The following is a 12,771-nucleotide window of genomic DNA, read 5'->3' on the forward strand; positions in this document are numbered from 1 at the left end:
TATCAAGGAATATTGGCAGGTTTTCCGGAGTGAAGAATAGGATGAGTTTTTGCCCCCCCTCCGGCATTTGACACGACAACTCTCACCTCATCATTGGGGAAGAAATGCATATAGATATCCCCAGGCTCATCGTATTTTTCCACTTCCACCATTTTTTCTTTGATAACGTCGGTACGCCCTTCAGGCATATTCCAACGCACCAAGACTTTCATTCCCGGATACCATACCCGCGGAATAGAAGCACAACAAACATCAGCCCCCCCCGCTCCCCATCTGGCCATATTGGCTCCTCCCGCGCCATCAACCGATGCGGAATAAATATACTTCCCCGTATGGTTGACAATACCCACCTGCGCCGTCGCGGTAGGACTTGGGCCAGCTTGCTCAACCTGCCTGGCCTTGAGGGCGCAGCCGCTCAACAGCAAGGCAGTGCCAAGATACATAATCCATTTCATGATTTTCCTTTTATCAAAGTAAGTAGTTGAATGAACAAGGCTAGGCAGCCGAGCGCGCCTGCCAGAAATCGTCGGGCAGCGTGTCGAGCTCGGACAGGTAATTCGCCCCCTGGCGCGTGCGCCGCAACAGGCTGGCCATCGCAGGATGCAAGGTGAAATCATCGGCCAGCATCAAGGCCAAGGCGCTGAAATGCTGACGCTGGCCCGCCGCCTCGATGCCGCTGGCGTTTGCCACAAACAAATGACGCGCCACGCGCGCGTGGCACTGGGCCGGGGTACCGGAATGAAACAGATCCGGCTGCACATCATGCAGGTTGGCAAGGATGGCGTCGGCTTCGGCGCTATCCACCAGGGCGGCGAAGGCGTCGTCGCCGAGGGGGAATTTATCAAACTCCGCAGGGACGGGACTGGGCTGCGCCTCGCCCTGCCAACTGATCAGCGAACCATCGCGCTGCAGCGACCACCAGCGGTAAATGGGGCTCAGCAAATGCGCGGACTGCGTTTCAGTCAAGGCTGCCAGCAAGGCCGGCAATGTGCGGCTATCGGCCCAGCGCACGGGCCATTCGACGGTGTCTGGCGTGATGGCAATCAAATAGGGGCGCAGATGCTGTTCCAGCTGGTCGATATCGAGCGTGCTGGCGATGATGCTGAGCATGGGCTTGCCTGCGCACAGCGAAAACAGGCGCTGCAGCCACTCGGTCTGCTCGCTGCTTGCCGATGGCGCCGCCATTAAATGCGGTGCGGCGCTCTTGAAGTTTTGCAGCGAGGTGTGCGCATACAGCGACTGGCGCCGCAAACGGCTCGGGTAGCGCTTGGTGAAAAACTCCTCATCGCAGGCGCCGTCCAGCAGCGCCAGCAGGTGCAAGGGCTGGCCGCCGTTCGCCACCGCCGCTTCCGCGCTCAAGGCCTGCAGTTGCTGTGCGATCTGCGCTGGAACTGCAGGGTCAGGAAGATTGATGGCAAAGTACATCAGGATTCCTTTTCTAGGCTGCCGTGGGCGCGACAAACGGGCTGCCGCTACGCAACGCTGCCAACAGGCACGCCTTGCAGACGCTGGCAGGCAGCGCCGGCAATGGATAAGCCAGCCGTTCCGGCCCGATAAAACTCTTCTTGCCCGCATGCACCGTGATCTTGCCGGGGCACTGCACGGTGATGTTGCCGCCCTCGATGGTGATATTCGCCCCGCCCGCCGTCGACAGGCGGATACTTTTCGCCGCCGCCCAGTCGATGTGCGCGGCGGCGCTGACGATATTGACTTCCTCGCGCGCCTGCACGTTGAGCACATCGGCCTGCGCCTGCAGGTCGATGGCTTGTTTGGCGGCAATCAGTTGCAGGCCGATATTGTTCTCACCCGCCTTGACGACGCCGGCCAGCGCGCCGATGGCCTGGCCGCTGTGCACGCGCAGCTGGCCGCCGCCGACGAACTGGGTGTCCAGCCCGCTCATCAGGGAGGTGGTTTCGCCATTGACCAGCTGGATATCCTGGCCCGCCAGCACGCCCAGGCCGGCACGGGCGGCGATGGCGATGATGGCGTCGCTGCTGTGCGGCAGCTTGTCGTCGCCGGGGCTGGTCGGCTTGCCCGCCGCGTCGCGCCTGGCGGCGGCCGTATTTTCCTGGCTCAGCATGCCGGAGACGCTCGTCTGGAACGCTGGCAAGGGCGCCGCCTTTTCGTCGAGCACGCTGGCATTCGCCTTGGCCGGGCCCAGGTGGCTGGCATACGCGACCGTCTTGTGCGTGACGGCGGCGGCGCTGAAGGTTGCACCCAGCTTGGCTGCCTGCTTGAGCAAGACCATGCCCGGTGCATTGTCGCCGGCCGGATCGCGCGCCTGCGCGTCGTGGTTGACGAGGTAGCTGGAAATCAATAGGCCGGCACCGGCCCGCACGGCGCCGTAAGCGTCCGTGCGCAGCTCGGCGCCCGTGCCGCGCAGGCTGCCCCGGTAATTGTCGGCCGCATGGATCAGGTGGCCAAGATTGAGTTCGCTTGCCGCATGGCTGCTCTTGAGCTGGATGCGCCCTTGCTGGTCGGTATCGTCGAACAGCAACTGGTTGTAGCCAGAGCCGGAGCCGGCGGCGCCGAATTCCTTGCTGCGGATGCCCCATTGCGCCGCGCCGTTGCGGTGGCCGGCGCTGCCGCCAGCCGCGCCATGCCAGAGCGGACTGTTGCCGCCAGCCACGTTGCCCTGCGCCGATGGCGCATGGTCGCGCGCCGGCTCGAAGACGCTGGCGTCCGCGGGCTTGTCCGTGATGCCGCCCGGCGTGGGCGCGACGCCACCCTCGCCTTGCCCGTTGTACAGGGCGCCGACGATGATGGGCCGGTCGATATCGTTTTCCAGAAATTGCACCAGCACTTCCTGGCCGATGCGCGGCAGGAACTGGCTGCCCATGCCGCCGCCGGCCGAGCGCTGCGCCACGCGCACCCAGCAGGTGGCGCTGCCGTCAAGTTGCCAGTGGAAACGGATGCGCACCCGGCCCAGCTTGTCGCAATGGATCTCGCTGCCGCCGCTGGCGCTGGTGCCGCCGTCGGCGCCGACGACGATGGCGCTCTGGCTGCCGCAGGCCGTCGGTTTCGGGTGGTGGCGCGCGTCGCCGCCGTCATGCACGGGGCGCCATGGCGTTGCCGCGGCAAGCATCTCGATGCAGTTGGCGTAACCGCTGGCTTTCGCCTGGGCAATCGCGGCGGCAAAGTCGGCAAAGCCGTCGCCCAGGCCAGGCATGGCTTCTTGCAGCAGTTCGGGCACTGGGCCGAACAGTTCTGCCAGCGCCTGCGACGCGGGCGCCGGCAGGTTGTTGATGCCGATGCTGGCCACGCGGAGCACGACATAGTCGGACGCGGCACCATCGGCCTGCGGCAACGGCCCCTGCGTCAGGGTGAACCGCGTGCCGGCGCGCAGGGTGCGTACCGTCGAGCGCGCCTGCCACAACTGGGCGCGCGCTTCGCGCGACTGCATCTGCAACGCGGCATAGTGCTGCGCCTGCGCGCCATTCGCATACCAGTACTGGCCCGGCGTATCGTAACTTTCCAGCACGGGGGCATGCTTGCCGCCGATGGCCAGATTCGTCGGCACGCTGGCGGCGACCGCCTTCTTGGCCTTGTAATCGTAGCTCAGCACGCTACTCAGCCCGACGTGCAGGCTGCGCCGCGCACACAGCGCTTGCACGCTGTCGCTCGCTTCGCCGGCCCTGGCGCCATGAAAACGCAAGCCGCCGCCTTGCGCGCTGCTGGCGTCCTCGGGCGTGGCGCAGGGCTGGCTGCTGTCGGCGAACAAAATCAGCGTGTGCGCCTCGAAGCGCCAGGCGATGCCCTCTTCCGTCAGCAGCCGGCGCACGAAATCGAAGTCCGATTCCCGGTACTGGCAGCAATAGCTGCGCTCGCCCGCCTGCCGCATGCACTGCGCCACCTCGTCGCTCCATTGCCACAGGGCATGCGGCGCATAGGCTTGCAATACCTCGTCGACGATGGCCGTCACGCTCCGGTCTTGCCATACGCGGCTGTTACGCACTTGCGTCAACAGCCACAGCCAGGGCGTGATGCGCAAGCGGTAGCGCGCCAGGCCGCCATTGCTGCCCAGCATGGCCGCTGCGCTGATATAGCCGGAAAACTGCGTGCGCGTGCCGTCGGCCAGGCTGATATGCAGGCTGGCAGGCTGGCCCAGCAAGGAGGCGAGCGCAACATGGGCATTCGTGGACAAGGCGATAATCTCGCGCGCGCCAACCTCCTGCAGCCGTTCATCGGCGGCAAAGGCTTCGACCAGCAAGCCGCTGTCCTGGCCATCGTCGCCGATGGACAATGCATACAGGCGCGTCGCGCCATTGAAGGCGGCTACCGCGCTAACGATATCTTGTGTCAAAGGATGCTCTTCATCTGGAAAGTGGCATCGCACATTGCTTATCAAAACAATGTGCAAAATAAACAAGTCCAGGCAATTATGCGCGAGTTCTCAAAAAAGCAAGATTCAATTGAACAAGTAGTGCGCGGGGAAGACAATAGTCGATGCTTCGGGCAATGGATTCGGTACAATACTCCGGCAAGCCCATTCACTCTTTCCCGTGCAGCCATGAACCAACTCGAACAACTGAAGCAATTTACTACCGTGGTGGCCGACACCGGCGACTTCCAATCGATCCAGGCTTACACGCCGCGCGATGCGACGACGAATCCGTCGCTGATCCTGAAGGCCGTGCAAAAGGATGAATACAAGCCGCTGCTGGAAAAGGCCGTGCGCGACCATCCGAATGCCTCGACCGCCGAAATCATCGACCGTCTGCTGATCGCCTTTGGCGTGGAAATCCTGCAAACCATCCCCGGCCGCGTCTCCACCGAAGTCGATGCGCGCCTGTCGTTCGATACGGAAGGTACTGTCGCCAAGGGCCGCGACCTGATCGCCCTGTATTCGAACGCCGGCATTCCACGCGAACGCGTGCTAATCAAGATCGCTTCCACCTGGGAAGGCATCCGCGCCGCCGCCATCCTGGAAAAGGAAGGCATCCGCTGCAACATGACCCTGCTGTTCTCGCTGGCCCAGGCCATCGCCTGCGCCGAAGCGGGCGCCCAGCTGATTTCGCCGTTCGTCGGCCGCATCTACGACTGGTACAAGAAATCGACGGGTATCGACTACATGGGCGCGGAAGATCCGGGCGTGCAATCGGTACGCCGCATCTACAATTACTACCGCAAGTTCGGCTACAAGACCGAGGTGATGGGCGCGAGCTTCCGCAACACGTCGCAAATCCTCGAACTGGCCGGCTGCGACCTGCTCACCATCAGCCCCGACCTGCTGCAAAAGCTGGCCGACAGCGATGCGCCGGTGGAACGCAAGCTGAGCGCCGAAGCGGCGCCATCGACCAACATCGTGCAAATGTCGCTGAACGAAGAAGCCTTCCGCTTCATGATGAATGAAGACGCGATGGCGACGGAAAAACTGGCCGAAGGCATCCGCGCCTTCTGCGTCGATTCCGGCAAGCTGAAACAGATGATCGCGGCACTGCGTTAATCACGACGTGCGTAAAAAAAGCGGCGTCCGTGCAGTGCACGGCGCCGCTTTTTTCATGCCCGCGTGATCAGGAACAACGGAATGTGGCCACACCCTGGTAATTGGGGCCATTTGCCAGTTGCGCCTTGTAAGCGGCGATCAGCAGATAGCGGCCAGCGCCGCCGTCGCCCAGCATCAGCTGCGCGCCCGTGCCATTCGACAGGTAGCCGCCGGTGATGCTGCTCGACGCGGCCGAAGCCATGGTCGTCGAAGCCGTTACTTTGCCCGTGCTGCCGCCTGCGCTGGCGTCGATGGTCAGCGCTATTTTGGCGCCGGAGGCATCGAAGGACATGCTGGCATTGCCGCTGACGGTACCAAAGTAAGCTGTCGACGAGACGCTGCTGCCACCCGTATAGCTTGGCGCCGTGAACGTGCCTGCATCGCAGGAGAACGTGCCGGTCGCTGGCAGTGCGGCGAGCACGTTATAAGCGACGTAATGCGCACTGGCATTGTTGCCGCTCAACGTAGTGGCGCCAGAGCTATTGCTGAATGAGCCCTTGAACCAGCGTCCCTGCGCAAAGCTGGCGTCGCCGCTGATTTCACGCGTCACGGCCGGATTGCCCGTCAGTACGATGCCACCGATATTGCTCAAGGCGCCGGAGGCATCCTGTACCAGCAGACCGGCCTTGCCATTACCCTGCAAGCCGATCGACGTAAAGACGTAGCGGCTGTTGTCGCCATTGACGAAACGTGCGCTGACGGTGCCCGTGTTTTCGCCAGTGGCCGCCGGCACGGCGGGAACGACTGGAACGACGGGCGCTACCGGATCGGCAGGCTTGGCCGTATTCACGGCAACCGACGTGTCGGATGGGGAAGACGAACCGCCGCCACCGCAAGCGGCGAGCGAAGCGGCGATCAGGGTCAGAACAAAAGCGTGATTCAGTTGCATACGATTCCAATAAAAAAGCAAGACATAAGGAATCCTTGGCTCATGCCAAAAATTCAACGTCCAATATTATGCAACATTTCTCAAAAGAATGGTTGCCTGAAAGAAATTTATTAATACTAACAATGTGACTATAACGAGCGCGACTGCGTCGTGGCGCCACGCTGGCGGTAAAATGCCTGGCTACCGGCCGCCAACAACTACTCATGCAATCACCGATCACCATCCGCCTGGGCCGCCGCGCCCGCGCCCGCATTGCCGACAACGGCTTGCGCGCGAGCGACATCGCCATCGTGCCTGCCGCCGCGGGCGGGCCGAAAGGCTTGATCCTGCACCAGCTCGATTGCTGGCTGTTCGGCGATTTTCTGGCGCAGGCGCCGCGTCCGCGCCACTTCGTCGGCGCCTCGATCGGCGCCTGGCGCATGGCCGCCGCCGTGTTCCCCGACCCGGTGGCCGCGCAACGCCGCCTGGTGCGCGCATACGTGGGCCAGCGCTATCCAGACAAGCCCGAGGCGGCGCACGTCAGCCGCACTTGCCGCGCCCTGCTCGATGCCGTCCTCGATGGCCAGGATGCGCAGCTGCTGCGGCATGCGCAACATAGTCTGTCGGTGCTGGCCGTGCGCGGCATCGGCGCGCTGGCGCAGCCGGGCAAATGGCGCGACCGGCGCGGCTTCCTGCTGGCGGCCGCCGGCAACGCCGTGGCGCGGGCGCGTCTGGCCGCCTCGCTGGAACGAACCGTGTTCCATGCCGGACCGGACGGTGCCAGCTGGCTGCGCTCGCGCTTCGACGCCTTTCATTCCCATTTCGTGCCGCTGGCGCAGGACAACCTGCGCGACGCGCTGCTCGCTTCCGGCTCCATCCCACTGGTGCTTGACGCCGTGACGGACATCGCCGGCGCCCCGCCCGGGCGCTACTGGGACGGCGGCCTGGTCGACTATCATTTGCACCTGCCCTACCAGCGCGAACCGGATCTGGTGCTGTACCCGCATTTTGCCGACCATATCGTGCCGGGCTGGCTGGACAAGGCCATGCCCTGGCGCCGCGCACGAAGCGGCGATAGCGCACTCGACAACATGATCCTCGTCTCGCCCTCGCCCGCCTTCGTGGCCAGCCTGCCGAATGGCAAACTGCCGGACCGGCGCGACTTCCCGCACTACGGCCAGGATCATGCAGCGCGCATGCGCGACTGGCGCCGCGCCATCGCGGAAAGCGAACGCATGGCGGCCGCCTTCGCCCGCTGGGCCGAGCAGCCGAACCTGCGCCAGGCGCTCGACCTGTAGCACGGGCGAGACTGCAACAGGCTCGAAAACAAGCGTGCTTTTCCCTCGCCTATTGGTCACTTATCAGTGCATACTATGTCGCACAGGCAACCTTCAATCCCTCTGCGACAGGAGTTCCAACCATGCACGCCCTTTCCCACCTTCGTATCGGCACGCGCCTGGCTGCAGGCTTCGCGCTGGTGCTGCTGCTGTCCGTGATTTCCACCTCGTACGCGCTGTACAGCGCCAGCGTGAACGCCGAAGCGACGCGGCAAATGATGGAAAAACCGCTCGCCAAGGAACGCCTCGTCTCGGACTGGTACGTGCTGATTTACTCGGCCATCGCGCGCACCTCGATGATCGCCAAAAGCACGGATGAAACGCTGTCGAGCGTGTTTGCCGACACCATCGCCGACAGCACGAAACAGGGCAGCGAACTGCTGAAGAAAATCGAGGCGCTGCTCGACAGCGACGAAGAAAAAGCCATCTTCAAATCCTCCATCGCCGAGCGCGTCAAATACCAGGATGCCAAGACCCTGGTGATGAATGCGCGCAAGGCCGGCGACGCGGCGCAGGCGGAAAGCACTTACCGCGACAGCTTCGCGCCGGCCGCCGCCAAATACCAGAACAATGTCAAGGCCCTGCTGTCGCAGCAGCGCCAGGCCATCGACGCCACGGCGCAAGCGATCGAGGCGGCCAACGGGCGCAGCTTCACCCTGCTGCTGACCCTGTGCGTGCTGGTGGTGGCGCTGGGCAGCGTCTGCGCCTGGCTGATCACACGCTCGATCACACAACCGTTGAAGGCCGCCGTGAAGGTCGCCGAAACGGTGGCCGACGGCGACTTGCGCACGCATTTCGGCACCCCTGCCAGCGATGAAATCGGCGACTTGATGCGCGCGCTGCACGGCATGAACGAGGCACTGCGCAAGGTAGTGTCGGAAGTGCAGACGGGTACCAATGCGATTGCCACGGCGTCGGGCGAAATCGCCGCCGGCAACCAGGATCTGTCGGCACGCACGGAGCAGCAGGCCAGTTCGCTGGAAGAGACGGCATCGTCGATGGAAGAACTGACCAGCACCGTGAAGCAGAATGCGGACAATGCGCGCCAGGCCAACCAGATGGCGGTGGCCGCCTCCGGCGTGGCCGAACGGGGCGGCAGCATCGTCAGCCAGGTGGTCGACACCATGGGCGCCATCGATACGGCATCGACGAAAATCGTCGACATCATCGGCGTCATCGACGGCATCGCCTTCCAGACGAATATCCTGGCCCTGAACGCGGCCGTCGAAGCGGCGCGCGCTGGCGAGCAGGGACGCGGCTTTGCCGTCGTCGCCACGGAAGTGCGCAGCCTGGCGCAGCGCTCGGCCGCGGCGGCGCGCGAAATCAAGACCCTGATCGGCGACTCGGTGGAACAGGTCAACAACGGCACGCGGCTGGTGCAGCAGGCCGGCAACACCATGGGCGAAGTGGTCGACAGCGTGCGCCGGGTCACCGACATCATGGCCGAGATCACTGCCGCCAGCGCCGAGCAAAGCATGGGCATCGACCAGGTCAACCAGGCCATCGCACAGATGGACCAGGTGACGCAGCAAAATGCGGCCCTGGTGGAAGAAGCGGCGGCAGCCGCCGAAAGCATGCAGGACCAGGCCGCGCGCCTGGCGCAAGTGGCGGCCGGCTTCCAGCTCGAACACATGGCCGCAGCGGCGCCGGTACGCACCGCTCGGTCGGCGCCCACCCGGCTGGCCAAGCCGGCGGCCAACAGCACCACCGCCAGGCAGCCAGTCATCGCGGCAAGAAGCGCGCCTGCTGCGCGCAAGCCCCAGGCGCAGGTGGCTGGCGAGCAGGATTGGGAAGAGTTTTAAGGCGGGCAACAGGGTCCGTCAAAAGGGTTTGACAGCGCCCTGGCGCGCGAGGATACTGGCTTCAGGTGGCATGGCGCTCCACCGGCAGCGATACGTGTTGCGCCTGACATCGTTCTGCGGGAGCACGAACATGAAAAGTATCCGCCGCGTCAGCGAACAGCTGCGCCTGGGCTTCCTGTCCCCCTTGCTGCTGTGCGCAGCCCTTGCCGGCTGCGCCACGGTGCCCGCCACACCGCCTCCCCCCGACCTGTTCAACGATGCCAGCTTTGCCGCGCCGGCCGTGCCGGTCGACCCGCAGCAGGCGTTTGCCATGAGCGACGCCATGCGGCTTTACGTGCGTGTCGATATCGCGCGCGAGGCGCGCAGCAAGAATCCCCGCCGCGCGCTGGCCGAGGCCCTGCGCAACCGGGCCGGGCTGCAGCTGGAATATGATGCCGCCATGACGCGCACGGCGGCACAGACATTCGATGCGCGCAGTGGCAATTGCCTGTCGCTGGTCCTGATGACGGCAGCACTGGCCAAGGAGATGGGGCTGGAAGTACGTTACCAGGTGGTCCTGGGCGAAGAGAGCTGGAGCCGCAGCGGTGGCATGTATTTCGTCGCCGGCCACGTCAATCTCGCGCTGGAACGCCGCCCCCTCAGCAATGCGGTCGGCTACGATTCCGACGCCATCCTGCTCATCGACTTCCTGCCTGGCGAAGACCTCGTCGGCCAGCGCACGCAGGAAGTGCGCGAGGCAACCATCGTGGCCATGTACCTCAACAATCGCGCCGCCGAAGCCATGGCCAGCGGCGAACTCGATCAAGCCTACTGGTATGCCCGCGCCGCCACCCTGCAAGACCCCACGTTTGCGGGCTCCTTCAATACCTTGGGCATCATCCAGCTACGCCACGGCGATACCGAACCGGCGCGGCGCACGCTCGCTTACGCACTGGAACGCTCGCCATCGAACACCGTGCTGCTGTCCAACCTGGCGCAGGCACTCGACGGCCTGGGACGCGCGGAGGAAGCGCAGCTGCTGCGGCGCAAATTGCTGGCCCTGCAGCCGGAGCCGCCCTTCCACTTTTTCAACCTGGGCCAGCGCGCCATGGAAAGCGCCAACTACCAGGAAGCGGCACGCCTGTTCAAGCGCGAGATCGCGCGTGACCCCTATTACCATGAATTCCACTTCTGGCTGGCGCAGGCGTATGCGCGCATGGGACAACTCTCGCTGGCGGACAGGCAGCTGGAACTGGCGATGGACAACAGCACCACGCGCGGCGAGCACGGGCTGTACGCAGCCAAGCTGCAGCGCCTGCGCGCCGCCAGCGCGCATTAGCGCACAGGCAGCGTCAGTCTTCCAGGAACATCTGCTGCAGGTCATTCAGGAAGGACAATCCCAGCGCCGTCGGACGGATAACCTGGTGGTCGCGGTACAGCAAGCCTTTCGCTTCGGCCGCATTCAGCGGCTGCTCGATGGCGTTGAGGGCCAGACCCGTGCGCTCGGCGAACAGGTTCGGCGAAAAACCCTGCGTCAGGCGCAGGGTATTGAGCATGAATTCAAAACCCATTTCCTCGCGCGCCAGTTCGCGCTCTTCCTGCACGGGGCTACCGGCCAGTACCGCGTCCATGTAGGCGCGCGGCTGCTTGTAGCGGGCCTGGCGCAGCACGCGGTGCGGGAACGAGATTTTACTGTGCGCGCCCGCGCCGATGCCCAGGTAGTCGCCGAATTCCCAGTAATTGCGGTTGTGCTTAGCCTGGCGGCCCGGCTGCGCATACGCCGACACTTCATAGCGGCCATAGTCCGCCTGCGCGGCGCGCGCGGCCACCATGTCGGCGATGTCCGCGCTCTCGTCATCGTCTGGCAGCACCGGTGGATACTTGGCGAACAAGGTGTTCGGTTCGAGCGTCAGGTGGTACAGCGACAAATGCGGCGGCGCGAACGACAGCGCCGTGTCCAGGTCCTGCTGCGCTTCGGCCAGGGTTTGCGTGGGCAGCGCGTACATCAGGTCGAGGTTGAAATTATCGAAATTCGCGTGCGCGATCTCCACCGCGCGGCGCGCTTCGTCATCGTCATGGATGCGGCCCAGCGCCTGCAAATGGCGGCCATTGAAGCTCTGGATGCCGATCGACAGCCGGTTGATGCCGCTGGCCCGGTAAGACTTGAATTTTTCCGCTTCAAAGGTGCCCGGATTGGCTTCCATGGTGATTTCGCAATCGGGCTCCAGTGGCAGCAAGGTGCGCACGTCCGACATCAACCGGTCCAGGCCCGCCGCCGACATCAGGCTGGGCGTGCCGCCGCCGATGAAGATGGTGTGGATCTTGCGGCCCCAGATCAGCGGCAGCGCCATTTCCAGGTCCAGGCGCAGGGCCGCCAGGTATTCGGCTTCCGGCAAGTCGCCGCGCACCTCGTGCGAATTGAAGTCGCAATACGGGCATTTTTTCACGCACCACGGGAAATGGATGTACAGCGACAGCGGCGGCAGGGCCGTCAGGTTCAGCGCGCCCGGCTGCAGGTATTTCAGGGCCGCTCCGGCCGCGCCGGAAATGCCTTCCTGCGGCGCGGGAGCGGTATTCGGCTTGGCTGCCGACTTGGCAACGGCGCCCACCAGTTTGATCGGGATCATCGCAGTTTTTCCACCAGCGCGCGCAGGGCCTGGCCACGGTGCGACAGCGCGTTCTTTTCGTCGGACGTCAGTTCGGCCGCGCACTTGCCCAGCGCGGGAATGAAGAAATGCGGATCGTAGCCGAAGCCGCCGCTGCCGCGCGGCGCGGCGGTCATCACGCCATTCCAGCGGCCGTCGGCGATCACGGGCTGGGGGTCATCCGCATGGCGCACGTACACCAGCACGCAATAGTAGTATGCGGACTTGTCGGCATGCGCTTCCAGGTCGGCGATCAGCCTGGCGCTGTTGGCGGCATCCGATTTCGGCTCGCCCGCATAGCGGGCCGAGTACACGCCCGGTGCGCCGCCAAGCGCATTGACGCACACACCGGAATCGTCGGCCAGCGCCGGCAAGCCCGTCAGGCGCGACGCGTGGCGCGCCTTTTGCAAGGCGTTTTCAACGAAGGTGTGGAACGGTTCGTCGCTTTCCGGCACGGCGTACTCGCCCTGGGCATGGACGGAAAAGCCGATGGTCGAGAGAAGCTCATTGAATTCCTTGAGCTTGCCGGCATTATTGGAGGCGAGGATGAGGCGTTGGGTCATGTCAGTAGTCCGGTTGAAGTGCCGACATTGTAAACCTTTTGCGCTCCCCTCACCTCGGCCCACCTCCGCTCTCAACGGCGGCAAGTGTGGGC

General features: G+C 64.2%; 10 protein-coding genes. 4 read left to right on the top strand and 6 right to left on the bottom strand.

Going from position 1 to position 12,771, the window contains the following annotated elements:
• Window positions 1-2: 2 nt before the first annotated feature.
• Genes AC3IQ7_RS23665 through AC3IQ7_RS23675 form a run of 3 tightly spaced genes read right to left on the bottom strand, consistent with a single transcriptional unit; the run spans window position 3 to window position 4,303 of the window.
• Entirely contained in the window at window positions 3-455 is a 453-nt protein-coding gene (locus AC3IQ7_RS23665; protein ID WP_158301269.1) for a DUF3304 domain-containing protein, read from the bottom strand.
• A 40-nt stretch (window positions 456-495) separates the two neighbouring features.
• Window positions 496-1,425, bottom strand: a complete 930-nt coding sequence (locus AC3IQ7_RS23670) for a DUF4123 domain-containing protein (RefSeq protein ID WP_489207468.1) — start codon at window positions 1,423-1,425, stop codon at window positions 496-498.
• A gap of 13 nt (window positions 1,426-1,438) precedes the next feature.
• A complete protein-coding gene (locus tag AC3IQ7_RS23675) occupies window positions 1,439-4,303 on the bottom strand; it encodes a type VI secretion system Vgr family protein (protein ID WP_489207469.1) in 2,865 nt (954 codons plus the stop codon).
• Window positions 4,304-4,510: 207 nt separating this feature from the next.
• Here AC3IQ7_RS23675 and tal point away from each other — a divergent pair, with 207 nt between their 5' ends.
• Window positions 4,511-5,446 carry a transaldolase gene (gene tal / locus AC3IQ7_RS23680; RefSeq protein WP_034753971.1) on the top strand — a complete coding sequence of 312 codons (936 nt, stop codon included), beginning with the start codon at window positions 4,511-4,513 and terminating at the stop codon, window positions 5,444-5,446.
• A gap of 67 nt (window positions 5,447-5,513) precedes the next feature.
• Here tal and AC3IQ7_RS23685 read toward each other — a convergent pair whose 3' ends face one another.
• Window positions 5,514-6,374: a hypothetical protein gene (locus AC3IQ7_RS23685; RefSeq protein WP_489207470.1), complete on the bottom strand. Its 861-nt coding sequence runs from the start codon at window positions 6,372-6,374 to the stop codon at window positions 5,514-5,516.
• A gap of 203 nt (window positions 6,375-6,577) precedes the next feature.
• Here AC3IQ7_RS23685 and AC3IQ7_RS23690 point away from each other — a divergent pair, with 203 nt between their 5' ends.
• The 3 genes from AC3IQ7_RS23690 (at window position 6,578) to AC3IQ7_RS23700 (ending at window position 10,810) form a co-directional block, all read left to right on the top strand.
• Window positions 6,578-7,651, top strand: coding sequence for a patatin-like phospholipase family protein (locus AC3IQ7_RS23690; protein ID WP_489207471.1), 1,074 nt, complete (start codon window positions 6,578-6,580; stop codon window positions 7,649-7,651).
• 122 nt (window positions 7,652-7,773) lie between these two features.
• Window positions 7,774-9,492, top strand: coding sequence for a methyl-accepting chemotaxis protein (locus AC3IQ7_RS23695; RefSeq protein WP_489207472.1), 1,719 nt, complete (start codon window positions 7,774-7,776; stop codon window positions 9,490-9,492).
• Between the two features lie 130 nt (window positions 9,493-9,622).
• On the top strand, window positions 9,623-10,810 hold the full coding sequence (locus AC3IQ7_RS23700) for a tetratricopeptide repeat protein (protein ID WP_489207473.1): 1,188 nt from the start codon (window positions 9,623-9,625) through the stop codon (window positions 10,808-10,810).
• A gap of 13 nt (window positions 10,811-10,823) precedes the next feature.
• On the opposite strand, the gene hemW is transcribed toward AC3IQ7_RS23700, so the two are convergent.
• Together hemW and rdgB are read right to left on the bottom strand one after the other, a co-directional pair.
• Window positions 10,824-12,098 carry a radical SAM family heme chaperone HemW gene (gene hemW, locus AC3IQ7_RS23705; protein WP_489207474.1) on the bottom strand — a complete coding sequence of 425 codons (1,275 nt, stop codon included), beginning with the start codon at window positions 12,096-12,098 and terminating at the stop codon, window positions 10,824-10,826.
• Window positions 12,095-12,679 (bottom strand): RdgB/HAM1 family non-canonical purine NTP pyrophosphatase, encoded by a 585-nt coding sequence (rdgB, locus tag AC3IQ7_RS23710; protein ID WP_489207475.1) that lies wholly within the window; start codon window positions 12,677-12,679, stop codon window positions 12,095-12,097. Before rdgB ends, hemW begins: the two co-directional genes overlap by 4 nt.
• Between the last annotated feature and the right edge of the window lie 92 nt (window positions 12,680-12,771).

This window comes from Janthinobacterium sp. GL_088 (assembly GCF_057837845.1).